We start from the raw sequence: 15954 nt of genomic DNA, 5'->3' as shown, positions 1-15954 counted from the left end.
GCCAACATTTGCTCAACGCTTGAACCGAGGGATGCAAATGTTGGTATCAGACCACTAGGGATATTGTGCGCCAGTTACCGTGAGATAAACCGCATAAAGTGATTTGGTCGCCGCAATGAACAGGCGATTGCGGCGTGCGCCTCCGAAGGTCAAATTAGCGACTGTTTGCGGCGTTCTGATCTTTCCGAGTAATGTGCCTTCCGGTGAAAAGCAGTGCACTCCGTCGGCCGCGCTGGTCCACAGATTACCGTCCGTATCGAAGCGGAAACCGTCAGGCAAGCCTTTGTCGATGGTGCAGAATATATCTCCACCGCTAACGCTTCTCCCGTCATCCACCACGTTAAAGACGCGAATATGGCGCGGCGCGGCTTCATCATGGCTATAGGCGCTGTCGGCAACAAACAGCCTTGTTTCATCAGGTGAGAAAGCAAGACCGTTTGGTTGCTGGAAATCAGTAATGATTGCTACCAGTTCACCCGTGCCCGGATCGAGGCGATAGACATTGCGTGTCGGCTGCTCCGGTTCGGCCTTGTAACCCTCATAGTCGGCTAGAATGCCGTAAGTCGGGTCAGTAAACCAGACCGAACCATCGGAACGCACAATGACATCATTGGGTGCGTTGAGCTTTTTGCCCCGATAACTATCCGCAAGCACGGTTATGCTGCCATCGACTTCGGTGCGAGTAACGCGCCGTCCGCCATGCTCGCAGGTGATAAGACGGCCTTCGCGATCACGGGTATTGCCATTGGCAAAATTCGAGGGATCACGAAAAACAGAGACCCCTCCTTCCGGCACCCAGCGCAGAATACGCTGGTTTGGAATATCGCTCCACAGGAGACAGTCCTGGTCGTTGAACCAGACGGGGCCTTCTGCCCAGCGGCAGCCGGTATAAAGTTCATCCAGGTCAGCACTTGGCACGATCATCTGCCGGAAACGCTCATGGTGAATTTCGTAGATCGAATTATTCTGGAACAAGGAATTAACTCCGGGAAGAAATGCCTAACGCTCACGCCTGCGACTACTGGCGAGTAAAATTACCGCGATGATGGTGAAGCCGGTCAGAACGAGGCGAACGCCAGCACCAAAACCATAGGTATTGAGCATTGAAACGATGAGGAACATGAAGAGAGCCGCACCCCATATGCCGGGGACATTGGAATCACCACCGGCCACGGCTGTGCCGCCAATGATAACCACAGCAATCGACATCAGCAGATATTCCGTACCCATATTGAGTGCTGCTCCCCCCGAGAAGCAGGCGAGCAAAAACCCGCAAAGCGAGGCCAGAACGGCACAGAGCAGATAGGTTACAAAGCGCGCGCCATCGACCGGAACACCTGCCATACGTGCTGCGAACGGGTTTTGGCCGACCGCGGAAATCCAGCGTCCGTAAATGCTCTTTTTAAGCAAAACCCAGCCAATGACCGACAGGAGCAGCGCTATGATAGCAACATTGGGCACGCCAAGCGTCGATGAGGTGGTGAATTGAGCAAGACTTTCCGGCGGTTTTACGCGCAGGCCGCGATTGCTCCAGATTGCCGTGGATTGCACGAGGAAGCTCAGTGACAGGGTGGCTATGATCGGAGGAATGCGCAGAAGCTTTATCAGCGCATAATTGCATATGCCCACAGCAAGACCGATCAGGATGGCGGCTGCCAGCCCTGCAAGGATCATGCTTTCCTGTGAGTCCATGAGCTTGAGCGCGATCGTTGCGGCAAGTGTCATGGTGGCAGGCACGGAAAGGTCGATATTGCCCGGCCCCAATGTGATCACGAACATCTGCCCGAGACCCACAATCACCGAGAAGGAAGCGAAGGTGAATGCCGCATGCGACAGGCCATGGACCCCAGCGCTACCGGTAAAAACAATCGTGATAACCCAGACGGCAATTGTCGCAACGAAAGACCATATCCACGGACGATGTGAGAGAAGGAAAAGAGCGTTCATCACTTTTTCTCCCGCTTTTCGAGGCGATTGAGGAAGAGACGCAATGCCAAGACTGCAATCAGGATCGCACCTTGCGCACCGATCTGCCAGTCGGGCGAAATACGCATGAATGAAAGGAACGAGCCGGCAAGCGTCAAGGTCAGTGCGCCGACGACGGCCCCGATGGGCGATATGCGCCCACCAACGAATTCACCGCCACCAAGAATAACGCCGGCAATGGAAAGCAGCGTGTAGCGAAGCGCGATATTGGCATCGGCAGATGTAGTCAGGCCGACAAGAGCGATACCGGCCAATATGGCAAAGAAAGCCGCGAGCGCATAGGTCGCAGCCCGTATGGCGACGATTGACCAACCGGCACGTTCGATGGAGCGCGCGTTACCGCCAGCCCCGCGTATCAGCACACCAAATGTAGTACGCATGATGATGAAATGAGTGACAAGTGCGATCAGAACGCTGGCAACAATGGCCATCGGAACGAAAGGTGGCTTGGTTGTCATTACCCAGCGCGCCCATTCAGGCGCGTGGCCCCCCGGAGACGGCAGCAAAAGGACCGCCAGACCGCCCCAGACAAAGCTCATGCCCAATGTCACGACGATGGAAGGCAAGTTACGCAGGTGGATAATGGCGCCAAGCGCCGCATAGGCGGCAATGGCGGCAACCAGAATGAGAACCCCGACCAAGGGGGTAGTATTCAGATAGGTCGCGGCCACACAGACCGCGAAACTCACGAAAGTTCCCATCGAAAGATCAAGATCGTTGACCGCCATGATGAGCATTTGCGCGATGGTCGCAAGCGCGATTGGAACGGCCAGATTGAACAGCAGGTTCAGCCCAGTATAGCTCATGGCGCGCGGCTGCATATAGAAAACAGCAGCCAGAAGCAAAGCCAGCGAGAAAATCGGAGTCAGCAGGCGAATGGAAGAAGAAGAGAAGCGCATTAATCGTGCCCTCCCTCAAAAGATGCAGCAAGCACGTTCTTTTCCGTGATTTCATCACCGATAAGTTCAGTCACAATCGCACCGTCACGGAAGACATAGACGCGATCGCAAAGCTCGATTTCGTCCATTTCGGTAGAATACCAAACAAAGGTTCGGCCATTTTCAGCCTCATTGCGCAGGATTTCATAGACTTCCTGCTTGGTTCCCACATCGACGCCGCGCATGGGATCATCCATCAGGATAGTATTGGCGCTTGTGGCAAGCGCTCGGGCAAACAGCACTTTCTGCTGATTGCCGCCAGAAAGCGAAAGGATACGATTGTTCATATCGGGTGTGCGAATGTGAATTTTGTCTTTCCATTGCGCACCAAGCTTATTTTCACGCGCCTGATCGGTAAGCTTCAGTGATGAAAGTCGATCAAGCGAGTTGATGGTTAGATTGTGCAGGATGCTCCAGAGCGGGAACGTGCCGTTGAGACTGCGATCACCTGCAACAAAAGCTATTTCGCAATTGCGAGCAGGTAGCCAGTTGGACCTGTGTGCATAGTAAAGGTCGAGAAGCATCCTGGTCTGGCCATGCCCTGCAAGTCCGGCAAGCCCGATAACTTCGCCTTTGAAGGCTTCAAATGACTTCAAATCTTCGTTGAGCGCGGAGCGAGCCAGAACAGGACTACCTTTGGCTTCAGTCGAAGCAGGGCGGCGTGCAGCTTTCTCGCGTTCGACGCTGCCCATAGCCTCAACAAGACTGCGGTTGGTGAATTCCTCTGCTGGCCGATTGGCAACGACCTTGCCATCCTTCATGACGACGATGCGGTCGGATGTGGAGAGAATTTCTCCAAGCATATGTGAAATCAGGATCACTGCCCCGCCGGTTGCCACGAACCGCCGGACATAAGCCATAAGCTGCGCTGCAATGCCTGCATCGAGCGAGGAAGTCGGCTCATCCAGAATGACTAGTTTGGGGGCGTTGCGCGGAGCAGTGAAGTTGATGGCGATCTCAACCATTTGCCGTTCCGCAATGGAAAGCTCGTCAATGGTAGCTCCGCAATCGATCTTGTGGTCGGGGAAAATTTCATCAAGCTTGCCGGAAATGAGGCTGAGCGCCTTGCTCCGCCAGTTCGAACCATCAAGATCGCGCTGCATGATGCGGACATTTTCAGCAATTGTCAGATTGGGAAACAGCGATAATTCCTGAAAAACACAGCGAATGCCATGTTTGTGCGCCGCCGTGACTCCGTGCTCCGCCTCTCCCTGATAGGAGATGCTACCCTCATGCGGTTTTAATCCGCCGTTGATCACATTGACGATAGTGGATTTGCCAGCGCCATTATGGCCCACAAGCCCGACGCACTCGCCTTCACGGATCACAAGTTCCGCGCCATCCAGTGCTTTTACGGCGCCAAACTGCACGCGGATATTGCGGGCTGCGACGACCTCTTGTTTCACGACTGGTTCTGACATGCTCGAACTATATCTGGAGATAAGGAGGGACGGGTAAATGAGCCCGCCCCTGTTTGATGGGCTGCGATTATTTCGCGCCGATGACCTTTTGCGCATCCTCGAGCGTGTACTCGACATTTGCCACGCTACCCTTCGGGGTGTTGGCGAGGTCGTCTTCGAGGGAATCCTGGCTTATGCTGAGAAATGGAACCACGAGTTCCTTCTCAACGTCCTTGCCGTCAAGAATCTGCTGGGCGACCCAGAAAGCAAGAGTGGAGACACCCGGCGCAATCGAAACCGACATGGTTTCATAGCCGTTTTCATCTTTCTGCTGCTTCCACCATTGCAGTTCGTCTTCACGATTGCCCATGATGATGATCGGCGTTTCACGTTTGGCGGCAGCAAAAGCCTGTGCGGCGCCATAGCCGTCGCCACCCTGCGTTACAACCGCATCGACTTTCGGCAGGCTCGGAAGGATTCCGGCCACAGCGCGTTGGGCAACATCAGCGGCCCAATCTCCATTGACCGACCCCACGATTTTGAAGTTCGGATGCTTGCTCACGCCCTCTTGGATACCTGCATGTATATTATCATCAACGGAAACACCGGCGAGACCGCGGATTTCCAGCAGGTTGCCGCCGTCCGGCAAGCGTTTGGCCAGATAGTCGATCTGACCTTCGCCCATGGCCTTGAAGTCAACCGCAATGCGCCACGCGCATGGCTCGGTCACTATCCCATCGAAGGAAACGACCGTGATACCCGCGTCGCAGGCTTCCTTGACCGCGCCATTAAGCGCCGTCGGAGAGGCGGCATTGATGACAATGGCGTCGTAGCCTTGAAGAATCATGTTCTGGATTTGCGCGGCCTGCTCGGTCGCCTGGTTTTCGGCGGTCGTAAAAGCATCGGCAGCGGACACGATGCCAGCGCTGACGGCTTCCTTCGTCACCTTGTCCCAGCTTTCCAGCATCGCCTGCCGCCATGAATTGCCAGCATAATTATTGGAGAACGCAATTTTCTTCGATGATGTATCGGCGAAAGCGCCGCCTGCGGCCATAACGCTGGCAAGCGCGACAGACGCGAACAGAGTTTTTCCAAGCTGCATTTAAACCTCCCAGTTGCAACATGCAGTTCCGATGCATCCTGGACGCCCCGGACCAATTGAATTTTGTGCGAAGCCTCCCGCACGACCGTTCCTCGACGGCCCCAGCATACTTTATCGTCTCGTTGACAATTCTCTGGTGACAAGAGAATGAAATAAATATGCTATCTATGGAAGACCGATCGAAGCAACCATGATGCGGCTTCCCGCAGCATAATTGCGGGAAGCCGCAAGACGTGTGGGAGGGAGAGCGGCCTAATATTATAGTATGAGAACAGTTCGCGTTTGGGAGGAAAGACGCTTGCTTGAACGCGCGCCAGAATACAGAACCAAACTGGCCGCCGAGCGGCTCCTTGAGCACTATCTCAATATTTCGAGATTGCTGGCTGGCCAGCTTGATTTTGATTCCATCATTCAGGCCGTTGCCGCTGAGATACACCATATCCTGCCTTATGACCATCTGGATGTGTGCATCAAGATGGTGGATGGCAAGTTTCATATTGCCTATGAAAGCGGGATTGAAACGGCATGGAGCAAACACCCGCCCGCACTTTTATCCGGCAGCCCCATCCGATCGGCCTTGTCCGGCGAAGTGGATTATCTGCTCACCGACGATGCCTGCTCCGATCCGCGTTTTCACTTTGAAGGCTCGTTTTCCACGCCCATTATCGCGCATGGACTCAAGGCCCGCCTGCACGTTCCCCTCAAAGCACAGGGCAATATTATCGGCGCATTGAGCTGTTCCAGCCTGAAACCCGCATGTTATACGATGCATGACGTGAGGAACGCGCAATCTATCGCTGATCTGTTAGCGCCTTATTTCTATGCCATACGCGCAACTGAACAGGCGAAGCAATCCGCAATAATCGAGGCCGAGGCCAGTGCGCGCGAAGAGGGCTTGCGTTTCGGGGCCTTGAAGCTGACTGAAGCCCTTGAAATGGAGCGGCATCGTATCGGCATGGATTTGCATGATCAAACATTAGCCGATCTGACGCGACTTGCCCGCCATGTCGAGCGCCTGGCCCGCATACCAGACCTTTCAGGCGAGCAGTTGGAACCACTGTTTCGTGGGTTGCAACATTGTATGCACGATCTGCGCCAGATTATCGAAGAGGCGAAGCCTTCTGTCCTGCAACTTTTTGGCTTTGCTCAAGCGACAGAGAACCATCTTGTCCGATCTGTCCAGGATAGCGGCTCAGTCGTTGAATGGATTCTGGAAGATTGGAGCGAGGGCATAGCCGACCTGCTTGAGGAAACAGTCGGGACTTCTCTTTTCCGCATCGTGCAGGAAGCGATCAACAATGCCATTCGTCACGCTCATGCCAACGTGGTTCGCGTCCAGTTACGCGACAATGACGGACGGTTGCTGGTCGAAGTCATGGATGACGGAATAGGCATGGACAACCAAATCGAGCAAAGAGGTCATGGCATCGATAATATGCGCACCCGCGCACGGCTTATTTCGGCGAATTTCGCAATCAGGAATAATGTCGAAGGCCAGGGCACATGTGTGACAATTCACCTGCCGCAGGCAATTCATAACAATTCTTCCGGAGGATAATGTGCAGGTTCTAATTGTTGAGGATGACCCGTTGCATCGCGCCTATCTTGGCGAGGCTGTGCAGGCTGCACTTCCAGAATGTAATGAAGTTGTGGAAGCTGAAAATGGGCTTGAAGGTGAAAAACTCGCCCGGCAGCACAGGGCCGCTCATATTGTAATGGATCTACAGATGAACGGGCGCAATGGTATTGAGGCTGCGCGCATTATCTGGAAAGAAAACCCGGAAACGCGTATATTGTTCTGGTCGAATTATGCCGACGAAGCTTATGTGCGCGGCGTCTCCCGGATCGTGCCGGAAGGTGCTGCCTATGGCTATATATTAAAATCAGCCTCTGACGACAAACTCAGATTGGCTCTGCGCAGCATATTCGTGGAAGCGCAATGCGTCATCGATCGTGAAGTGCGCGGGCTTCAACAACAAAGCTACGGGCATGTTCGCGGCTTCAGTGAAAGTGAATATGAAATTCTTGTCGATGTTGCACTTGGCCTGACGGATCGTGTTATTGCGCGCCGCCGTAATCTTTCCTTGCGGAGCGTACAAAACCGCTTGCAGCAACTCTATGACAAACTTGGCGTCTATCAGGAGAAGGGCGATCCTGAAGAAGGGTATTTCAACCTGCGTACCCGTGCCGTTACGATCGCGCTGCTACGTAAACTTCTTAATTATAACGCTCTGGAACGAGCGGACGCCGAACTGAAGGAGTGGTTAAACCGTTAACCGGCGCACTTGAAGAGATTCAAGAATGATGGCATCTTGCCGCGATGTTAGAGCCTTGGCGTCTTATCGGACGACATATCTCCCTTTCCGCGAGACTTCTGCTCAACTACGGCGCGCCATTGTCTGCTGTTTGGGCAGGCGGGATGCTGCTTAACCTGTTGCTGACGATGGCAGCGGTGGAAATCGGGCTGGTAAGCCGCATTTCCGGGCTGATCGCGTTGGTGCCGGTAATCCTGTTACAGTTGCTGATTTTCGTCGCAATGTTCCTGATCCTGCGGAACGGATTGCCAACTATTCGCCTGCATCGCCGCCGCAGGCTGATCCAGGAGGCTGCGGCAGAAGACACTCCGACAACGACCACAGAAGATGAAGGCAATAGCGGGCGGGTCTTTGCCGGAGCATTGCTGGCGGTGCTAATCCCTTTTTACGCTTATTATGCCGGGTGGGGCCTGCTGGGCGATACGCTGCGTAAATATTCACAAGCATTTCTGAATACGCAGATGCAACAAATCGATTTCTCAAATCCCGATTTAGGTCCGACAGCGCTTGAGGTTGGCAGCACTATTTGGGTCGTCGCCGCCGTCATTGTGATTTGGGCCATCCGCCGCATCGCCAAGGCCCTGCAAAAAAGTACCCAGTCAGCATTCTGGCCGCTTCTTGTCGTTGCCTGCGAGGCAAGCTGGGTTCTGTTGGTTCTTTATGTGATCCGTGGGTGGGAAGGACAATTGGCAGCCTGGCTGGCGGAGTTGCCGCCGCCAAATGAATGGCTAAACTGGATATTCACGCCCGCCTCCGCCCAGATCACCGAAGCTTCGATCAGGCCGGTCAACTGGGCGCCTGAATTTCAACTCTGGCCGTGGTTGAAATCGCTATTCTGGTATGCGGTCCTTCCACTGATCTGGTTCAATCTGGGTGCCATTGTTTATGGTCACGATCTTAACATGCTTAACGACCGCACACAGCATTTTGCCGGAACTGCACTGAACCGCTGGAAAACCCTGCCCAAGCCTTTGACCGATTTTATCGGCCATTTCTGGGCCGGACTGGTCAAGCGCTGGCATGCCGTGGCAAACGGTGTTCTTCTGGCTGCCTCGGCAGGGCTTGCGCTGTCGGTTTCCGTAATTGTTCTCTGGCGACTGGCCGATTGGCTGAGCCGTTGGACATGGGTTGGTGTCGCGCAACTGATCGGCCCGCAGGATCATCTGACATGGGGTATTCTGACTACCCCGCTAAACCTGTTGTTTGGTACACCGGGGCAGCCCCAGACGGGACTGATCGTCAGTGTGGTTCAGTTCTGCATCCTTGCCGCAGGCCTTGAACTGGCGGGTAGAGAAAAACCCGCTCAGGCAAGCTGAAACACTATGGCCAAAACCATTAGTTCAGCACCGTCAAGTCCGGCTCAATCCGAATAGCTAGTGCCCGTGGCCGAGTTCCATATCCCGAAACATGCAGCGTCAGTTGTCCTAACGTATCAACCGGCACCAAAAACACCTGATCCGACAAGATCGCACTGCCATCCCGAGGAGCATCATATGGCACCGGATTACATCTGCCGTTGTTCATGCGATCCGCTGCAACGGCTTTGATCGCACCATCGGTATTTTCAGTTTCCATCGGAAGCCACTTCCGGTTCTGATCATCATGCAGCGTCAGGCGGCAATCGACCCAGGCCTGACGAGCATCTTCGGCCCCTTGTAGCGACAGCCGTACGTGAACCAATGCTCGATCAGCCCTTTGGGGCGTTGCTACTGCTCGTGTCCTTTCAACCTGCACTGTTACCCTATCCAGTTCGGCACCTGCGGTATCGACTTCTTTGAGCTGCCATTCGCTCTCTTTGCGCAGATCAAGGATTGCCACTTCTGCCGAAATCAGCGAGCTTGCGACAAGAAACAAAATGCTCAGTACAATCCAGCCCAAATGTTTCAGCTGCTTCATGGATCGAGCCTCACAACGGCCACTGGTGGAGCAATCCTGGCTGTTTCCAGATGCAATGCGCTATCGAGAATCGTTACCCCACGGCGGGACAGGATCAGCTTGCCTCCCAGCACTTCATCTTCGGGTACTTCGAAGATGACAAAGCCCTTACTGGTGAGACCTGGCTGGAAAAAAAGAGATTGTAGTATCTTCGGCGCTTTCTCGAAACGGGCGGATGCTGCATAGTCGCGACCGCTGGCGCCTTTCCATTTGGCAGCAAGCTGGGTCGAGGCAGTCACACCGGACACTTCAAAATTCGCGATTAGAAAGATGCCCTCAGTATCACGGCTGACCTGCCGTCCATAATATTCAAAATCTATCCGGTGCGTCAGGCGCCCCCCTAGAAAACGCGCATCGAACATACGGCCATTGGCGATTTCACCGATTGAAGCGTGCGAAGGAAAGGCTTGAAAAACACTATTATAGTCGGGGGCGGTGATCATTATTGCACCGAGCAGGACTGCTCCGGTCAGCAAGACAGCACCATTGGCGACATAACGTATCATGGCACTTTATCCACCGACGCTACCAGCAGCGCGGTAGGTGCGAATGTCAGCCAGTTGGCTTGACCATAGAGATTGTCACGCAATTTGAAGTTTTGCTGAAAAAATGTCATCGATAATTGATCTGGCTCCCATTCCACCGGAACTTTCCAAATGACGGAGATTTCTTCAGGCATACGAGGCTGCAGCTGAACCAGTTGCTCTCCGTCACGGTTGAGGAGTATTTCTGGTGGTCCCAACTGGACCTCTCCAGACTGAATTTGCGGGGGCTTTGGCGGAAAGCCGAAGATCGCGCCTTGCGTTTCTCCGGTATGGTTTTCAGCCCGCGCCTTGAGGATGAGTTGGCGCTGGCCATCACTTCCCTCAGAAAACAACAGCGAAAGAGGCGTAAGCATAGTCCGGCCAAGATCAATATGATCACCAAAAGCCACGACCGGAAGTTCATGCTTCTCGCGGGCATTTTCCACGCGCATCCACCAGCTTACAGTCAATGCCGCCACTATTCCAAGAGTGGCGGCGATACGAAGCACAATGCGCCGGGCAAGGGATCGGGAGCTATCGATCTTCATAGGGAGAGTAGACCTTTTTCTTGGTCCCAGATCAAGGTTAAGTGAAGTGAAAGCAAACGGCGATTGACGCATGAAGAAGCTTGTTTCTATTGCTTTGGAAGCCTTTTCAAGAAAAGTGAGGCGGCGCATGGCCACAGCCACTACATTGATTTTCTTTAATGTTTGGCTGGTTTTCGTTCATTGGGCGTTCAGAGCCTGAAAGGTAGGGTCAGCTCCATCAGAAGGAGAACACAATGTTCAAGAAAGTCGTCCTGGCCGCCATCGCTATTTCCTTTATCGGCGCACCACTTGCACAAGCGCGTGACCATAATCCGCCGCGCAAGCCCGGTCATCATCGCGTCGAACCCGCGCGGCCAGCACCGGGCAAGGAATTCAAGCGCCATGATCGCCGCAACCAGATTCAGAAGAAGCGCTGGTCCAAAGGTCAGCGTTACAGCAACTGGCGCCGCCATCAGGAAGTACGTGACTATCGGCGTCATGGCCTTCGCAAGCCGGGCCGTGGCCAGCATTGGGTCAAGGTAGACAACCAGTATCTGCTGATAACAGCGGCAAGCGGTCTGATCGCGGGGATTCTCGCCGCACGCTAAACACCGCTTCAGAATATTAAAAAAGGCGGCCCATGGCCGCCTTTTTCAATGATGGATCAACCTGCCGTCAGGCAGAGGCCACATCGCGCACGCGTATCCACGCCTGCGTGAGATGACGGCCGATAACGTCTTTTAAACGCTGCGCGTCCCGCGCCTCCAGCGCCTCGATCATCTCGACATGCTCGCTAACCGCTGCGGCCCATTTTACCGGCCCTTCATGGCCGACGAAACGGATCCTCTTGAGCCGGGTCTGCAACACAGTGTGCACATCCGACAAGGCCGAATTATCGGCAAGCGCAACAATCGAAACATGGATCGTTTGATTGAGCTTGTAATAGGTCAGCCGGTCGCCCCGTTCATAAGCTGCAACCATTTCGTCATGCAAATTGCGGATATGGGCAATTCCGGCGTCAGAAGCTGTTTCACAGGCCTTTTCCGCCGCGATCTGCTCAAGCGACTTGATGACATCAAGCATGTCGCGGGTTTCCTTGGCCGTGAATTTCTTGACGACCGCGCCGCGCCGCGGGACAAGTTCAACCAGACCTTCGCTGGCGAGGAATTTGATGGCTTCCCGCAATGGCGTGCGGGAAACACCCAGCCGCGCGCAAATCTGCGCCTCATTGATCTTGCTGCCCGGCATCAACTCGCCGGTGATGATCAAATCACGCAGCCGGTTCAGGATAGCATCGTGAAGGGAATACCTTTCGATCTTATCAGCCGGCAGCGGTTCCTCTGTTTTTTCGAGACCTGTGGCTGTCAAGAGCGCACTCCTTTTCTCCCTCTTTTGGCTAAGCAGTTACAAAACATATGTCAATTCCAACAATATTATTTTGCATACAAAATTATTGATACAAAATTGCAAAAACGATAAGGTTTCTAATACAGGCTCGATTCGGGAGGAATATGAGTACGATGTGGGATGCGAAAAGCTGGCCGATCGCTGCTGCGATGATTCCTTTTCCCGCCATGCGTTCCGATGGTACACTGGTTCAGGAAGCAGCCCCGGAAATATGGGCCGAGAGCCTGCGTGAAGTGGCGCAGGCCGGATTTACCTCTGTCGATCCAACGGATTCCTGGCTGCGCATCGCTGATCTTGACGCCAGCCGCCGCGCGGATTTCATGGCATTGTGCAATGAACTGGGTCTTGCGGTCCCCGCCATTTCGACTTCCCGCCGCAGCGTGATTGATCCCGAACATGGCAACGAGTTTCTTGCCTATAACCACCGCGTCATCGACTGCGCTGCCGATATCGGCGCGAAATATGTCAGTTTCGGCCTGTTCGGACCGCTCACGCCCGAGCAACGCAAGGCGACCTGGTTCTGGACCCGGCCCGGCATTAAAAATCCCGATGATAAGGCCACCTATCGGCTGGCGCTTGAGCGTATTCGTGAGCTTGCCCGCCATGCGGATGAGCTGGGCATCCAGCTTTCGCTGGAAATGTATGAGGATACCTATATCGGCTCGGCGCGGGATGCCGTGCGGTTCGTAACCGATCTGGACATGCCGTCGGTCAAACTCAATCTCGATATAGGCAACCTGATCCGGCTGCACCGCCCGGTCGAGCCATGGCAGGAGATGATAGCGCTCTGCGCTCCATTTGCTGGTTACTGGCATGTGAAGAACTATTTCCGGATGGAAGACAGCACCACCGGCCAGATATTGACGCATCCCGCCCCGCTTCTGGGCGGCACGATCAATTGGCGCAGCGCCATCGCGACGGCTCTGGAGCACGGCTATGACAGCCCGTTCCTTCTCGAACATTACGGCGGCGACGGATTGGGCATCTGTGCCCAGAACCGCGAATATCTCCGCCAGATACTGACCAGTGAGTTGAGCAAAAAATAGTCCATATTTTTGATGCACTCGAAAAGGCATAAGGATAGATTGATATGCGGACTGCACTAGCGATTGGCGACGCCAGCGGCGTTGGCCCGGAACTGGCCGCCAAACTTCTGGCTCATCCGGATATGGCCGAGCGCGATTTTATCGTTGTTGGTGACGCACGCATCCTTGAGATGGGTAAAGCCCATGCCCGCGTTTCGCTCGATATTCCTGTCATCCGGCCCGATGATCTGTTGAATGGCATCCCTTCCGGGAAAGTCTTTATCGATCTGGCCAACTGTCCGGTGGATGGGCTGGTTCTGGGTCGGTCAGATGCCGGGCCGGGCAAAGCTTCACTGCAAAACTTCGCTGCTGTATTGCGGCTGGCCCATGCCGGTCTGGCGGATATTGCGATGTTTACCCCATTCAACAAACATTCAATGCGCCTCGCAAGACCGTCCTATATCGACGAAATCGGGTTTATCGATTCCGCAATACAGGCTCCGCGGAGCGGCCGCGAGTTCAACGTACTCGATGAAGTCTGGAATGCGCGTGTCACGTCACATATTCCCTTACGCGAAGTCGCCTCAAAATTGAGCATCGAGCGTATCCTCGACAGTTTGCGGCTGACGAATGAAGTTCTCACCGGCGCCGGAAAGCCAAACCCGCGCATTGGCGTTGCCGCTCTTAATCCCCATGCGGGCGACGGGCGCAACTTTGGCCATGAGGATGATGATATTATTGCGCCTGCCGTGGAACAGGCAGCGGCGGAAGGGATGAACGTCAAGGGGCCGATCCCCTCCGACACAGTCTTTGTGCGCGCCATCCGTGGTGAATTCGATGCTGTCATGACCATGTACCATGATCAGGGCCAGATCGCGATGAAGCTGATTGGTTTTGATCGCGGCGTAACGCTGATTGCGGGTTATGGGTTTCCCCTGGTGACCCCGGCACATGGCACAGCCTTCGATATTGCCGGTCAGGGAAAGGCCGACCTGGGTGCAACCCTTGCCGCCCAAAATCTTGGCATTTCGCTGGCAAAGCTTAATCCGGCGAGGGAAAAACGTGCTTTGCAAGCCGGTTGGGCATTGGAAACAGTGGCCTGAGCGACGGCATATGCTCGTAAAACTGGCATGTCATCCGTGACGTGCCGTTAATACCGTTCGTCAGGGAGAGGCGAACGTTTCACAGGAGGAGGAAACCATGTCCAAACTAAAGACAATTCTTTATGCAGCCACAGCGTCAATCCTGGCCGTTATGCCCGCAGCAGCGGCAGAATGGGCTCCAGAGAGGCCACTGGAATTCATTGTGGCTTCAGGCGCGGGCGGGGGAACTGATAATTTTACTCGCACCATCCAATCGAGTATTAGCCGTGAAAAATTGATCGATACGTCGGTCGTTGTTCTCAATAAGGGGGCAGGCTCGGGTGCGGAAGCATTTCTTTATGCCAAACAGCATTCTGGCGATCCACACAAGGTAATCTTCGGCACAAATAACGTCTATCTGCTGCCATATGTGGCCAAGCTGGCTTATAGTACTGAAGATCTTGAGCCCGTCGCAGCGCTGGCGCTTGACGAATTCATTGTCTGGGTCAAGGCAGATTCGCCCTATCAGACTATCAAGGATTTGATCGATGCGGGTAAAGCCGAACCCGGCACCCTGGTTTTCGGCGGCAGCCAATCCAAGGATACCGACGAAACACTCGTTGCGCTAATCGAACAGACCTCCGGTGCGGACTTCAAATATGTGCCATTTAATGGCGGTGCCGAAGTCGGCGTTCAACTGGCGGGCGGTCACATTGTCGCCAATGTGAACAATCCGAATGAAAACCTTGGCCAGTGGCAAGCCGGTGCGGTGCGCCCGCTTTGTGTCTTCTCACCGAAGCGCATGGACAAGAGCGAGCCGATCAATGACGGCAAGGGATGGCACGATATTCCAACCTGCATGGAAGAAGGTCTCGACATTGAGACGTACCAGATGCCGCGTACGGTCTGGCTTCCTGCCGGAACCGAGCCGGGTGTAAAGGCTTTCTATGAGACCGCGCTTAAAGGCGTCTCTGAAACGCCTGAATGGCAGGACTATCTGAAGAAAACTTCGCAGACTGCCACCTTCCTTACTGGAGATGAGCTGAAGTCCTTCATCAAGAAGAATGAAGACGCCACGGTCGGCGTGTTCAAAACCGAAGGTTGGACTGTCGAATGACTCTGGCAATGACGTTGAGGCTTTAAAACCTGAACGGGCGGAAGGCTTATTCCGGCCTTCCGCTTCTTCAGACAGAGGAGGAGGCCCATGGCCGTCAAACGTTTCCATGTCGAGATCGCAACTGCGATCGGAACAGGCATGCTCGGCATTGCAGGATTAATCGGCGCTACAGAGCTTGGGTTTAGCTGGGAGAAGTCAGGCCCTGAAGCTGGTTACTTTCCATTTTATATCAGTCTGATTTTGATCACAGCCAGCCTGTGGAATCTTGGTGCCGCTATTTTCAGGCTTAATGCTGGCAGGGAAGCTGCGCGAGAACTTGCCGAAACCTTTCTTGATAGGGAGCAATTCCGGCGCGTCGCGGTCTTTTTGTGCGAGATGGTCGCCTTCGTCACCCTGACCTTGCTTATGGGCCTTTATTTTAGCAGTGCTTTATATATCGGATGGACCGCTTGGCGACATGGGGGATATCGGCTGCTCACCGCGATCGGAATCAGCGTGAGTTTCACTGCTGCACAATACGTATTATTCGAGATCGCTTTTTTGGTGCCGCTCAAAAAAGGGCCGATTGAATCCTGGCTCGGAATCTACTGAGGGGG

General features: G+C 54.2%; 17 protein-coding genes. 8 read left to right on the top strand and 9 right to left on the bottom strand.

Going from position 1 to position 15954, the window contains the following annotated elements; genetic code table 11:
- Positions 1 to 54: 54 nt before the first annotated feature.
- The 5 genes from KUG47_RS09025 to KUG47_RS09005 all read right to left on the bottom strand — a co-directional run bounded on the left by KUG47_RS09025 (position 55) and on the right by KUG47_RS09005 (position 5426).
- The gene (locus KUG47_RS09025; protein ID WP_217677801.1) at positions 55 to 924 is read right to left on the bottom strand and encodes an SMP-30/gluconolactonase/LRE family protein; all 870 of its coding nucleotides are present in this window, start codon (positions 922 to 924) and stop codon (positions 55 to 57) included.
- Positions 925 to 999: 75 nt separating this feature from the next.
- Entirely contained in the window at positions 1000 to 1947 is a 948-nt protein-coding gene (locus KUG47_RS09020; protein WP_217677630.1) for an ABC transporter permease, read from the bottom strand.
- Positions 1947 to 2885: an ABC transporter permease gene (locus KUG47_RS09015; RefSeq protein ID WP_217677629.1), complete on the bottom strand. Its 939-nt coding sequence runs from the start codon at positions 2883 to 2885 to the stop codon at positions 1947 to 1949. The genes KUG47_RS09020 and KUG47_RS09015 overlap by 1 nt, the downstream gene beginning before the upstream one ends.
- Positions 2885 to 4345 (bottom strand): sugar ABC transporter ATP-binding protein, encoded by a 1461-nt coding sequence (locus KUG47_RS09010; protein ID WP_217677628.1) that lies wholly within the window; start codon positions 4343 to 4345, stop codon positions 2885 to 2887. The genes KUG47_RS09015 and KUG47_RS09010 overlap by 1 nt, the downstream gene beginning before the upstream one ends.
- Positions 4346 to 4412: 67 nt before the next feature.
- Complete coding sequence (locus KUG47_RS09005; RefSeq protein WP_217677627.1) at positions 4413 to 5426, bottom strand: ABC transporter substrate-binding protein; 1014 nt, start codon at positions 5424 to 5426, stop codon at positions 4413 to 4415.
- 298 nt (positions 5427 to 5724) lie between these two features.
- On the opposite strand from KUG47_RS09005, the gene KUG47_RS09000 reads away from it, so the two are divergent.
- The 3 genes from KUG47_RS09000 to KUG47_RS08990 are packed head-to-tail and all read left to right on the top strand — an operon-like array spanning position 5725 to position 9057.
- The gene (locus KUG47_RS09000) at positions 5725 to 6984 is read left to right on the top strand and encodes a GAF domain-containing sensor histidine kinase (protein ID WP_254799445.1); all 1260 of its coding nucleotides are present in this window, start codon (positions 5725 to 5727) and stop codon (positions 6982 to 6984) included.
- A gap of 1 nt (position 6985) precedes the next feature.
- Positions 6986 to 7702, top strand: a complete 717-nt coding sequence (locus tag KUG47_RS08995; protein ID WP_217677625.1) for a response regulator — start codon at positions 6986 to 6988, stop codon at positions 7700 to 7702.
- A gap of 44 nt (positions 7703 to 7746) precedes the next feature.
- Positions 7747 to 9057, top strand: a complete 1311-nt coding sequence (locus KUG47_RS08990) for a hypothetical protein (RefSeq protein ID WP_217677624.1) — start codon at positions 7747 to 7749, stop codon at positions 9055 to 9057.
- Between the two features lie 19 nt (positions 9058 to 9076).
- Here KUG47_RS08990 and KUG47_RS08985 read toward each other — a convergent pair whose 3' ends face one another.
- Genes KUG47_RS08985 through KUG47_RS08975 form a run of 3 tightly spaced genes read right to left on the bottom strand, consistent with a single transcriptional unit; the run spans position 9077 to position 10877 of the window.
- Positions 9077 to 9637 (bottom strand): hypothetical protein, encoded by a 561-nt coding sequence (locus KUG47_RS08985; RefSeq protein WP_217677623.1) that lies wholly within the window; start codon positions 9635 to 9637, stop codon positions 9077 to 9079.
- A complete protein-coding gene (locus tag KUG47_RS08980; RefSeq protein WP_217677622.1) occupies positions 9634 to 10182 on the bottom strand; it encodes a hypothetical protein in 549 nt (182 codons plus the stop codon). Before KUG47_RS08980 ends, KUG47_RS08985 begins: the two co-directional genes overlap by 4 nt.
- Positions 10179 to 10877 carry a hypothetical protein gene (locus KUG47_RS08975; protein WP_217677621.1) on the bottom strand — a complete coding sequence of 233 codons (699 nt, stop codon included), beginning with the start codon at positions 10875 to 10877 and terminating at the stop codon, positions 10179 to 10181. The genes KUG47_RS08980 and KUG47_RS08975 overlap by 4 nt, the downstream gene beginning before the upstream one ends.
- A 104-nt stretch (positions 10878 to 10981) precedes the next feature.
- On the opposite strand from KUG47_RS08975, the gene KUG47_RS08970 reads away from it, so the two are divergent.
- The gene (locus KUG47_RS08970; RefSeq protein WP_217677620.1) at positions 10982 to 11335 is read left to right on the top strand and encodes an RcnB family protein; all 354 of its coding nucleotides are present in this window, start codon (positions 10982 to 10984) and stop codon (positions 11333 to 11335) included.
- 67 nt (positions 11336 to 11402) lie between these two features.
- Here the strand turns inward: KUG47_RS08970 and KUG47_RS08965 are convergent, their stop codons facing one another.
- On the bottom strand, positions 11403 to 12095 hold the full coding sequence (locus KUG47_RS08965) for a GntR family transcriptional regulator (protein ID WP_254799442.1): 693 nt from the start codon (positions 12093 to 12095) through the stop codon (positions 11403 to 11405).
- A gap of 143 nt (positions 12096 to 12238) precedes the next feature.
- On the opposite strand from KUG47_RS08965, the gene KUG47_RS08960 reads away from it, so the two are divergent.
- The 4 genes from KUG47_RS08960 (at position 12239) to KUG47_RS08945 (ending at position 15949) form a co-directional block, all read left to right on the top strand.
- The gene (locus tag KUG47_RS08960; RefSeq protein ID WP_217677619.1) at positions 12239 to 13180 is read left to right on the top strand and encodes a sugar phosphate isomerase/epimerase family protein; all 942 of its coding nucleotides are present in this window, start codon (positions 12239 to 12241) and stop codon (positions 13178 to 13180) included.
- Positions 13181 to 13224: 44 nt separating this feature from the next.
- Entirely contained in the window at positions 13225 to 14262 is a 1038-nt protein-coding gene (locus KUG47_RS08955; protein WP_217677618.1) for a 4-hydroxythreonine-4-phosphate dehydrogenase PdxA, read from the top strand.
- Positions 14263 to 14359: 97 nt separating this feature from the next.
- The gene (locus KUG47_RS08950; protein WP_217677617.1) at positions 14360 to 15358 is read left to right on the top strand and encodes a tripartite tricarboxylate transporter substrate binding protein; all 999 of its coding nucleotides are present in this window, start codon (positions 14360 to 14362) and stop codon (positions 15356 to 15358) included.
- Between the two features lie 87 nt (positions 15359 to 15445).
- Positions 15446 to 15949, top strand: coding sequence for a tripartite tricarboxylate transporter TctB family protein (locus KUG47_RS08945; protein WP_217677616.1), 504 nt, complete (start codon positions 15446 to 15448; stop codon positions 15947 to 15949).
- Positions 15950 to 15954: the final 5 nt, after the last annotated feature.

The sequence above is a fragment of the Falsochrobactrum tianjinense genome (genome assembly GCF_019100495.1).
Lineage (GTDB): Bacteria > Pseudomonadota > Alphaproteobacteria > Rhizobiales > Rhizobiaceae > Brucella > Brucella tianjinense.
Note: the sequence above shows the minus strand (reverse complement) of the source record. Positions and strands in the feature narration are given on the sequence as shown.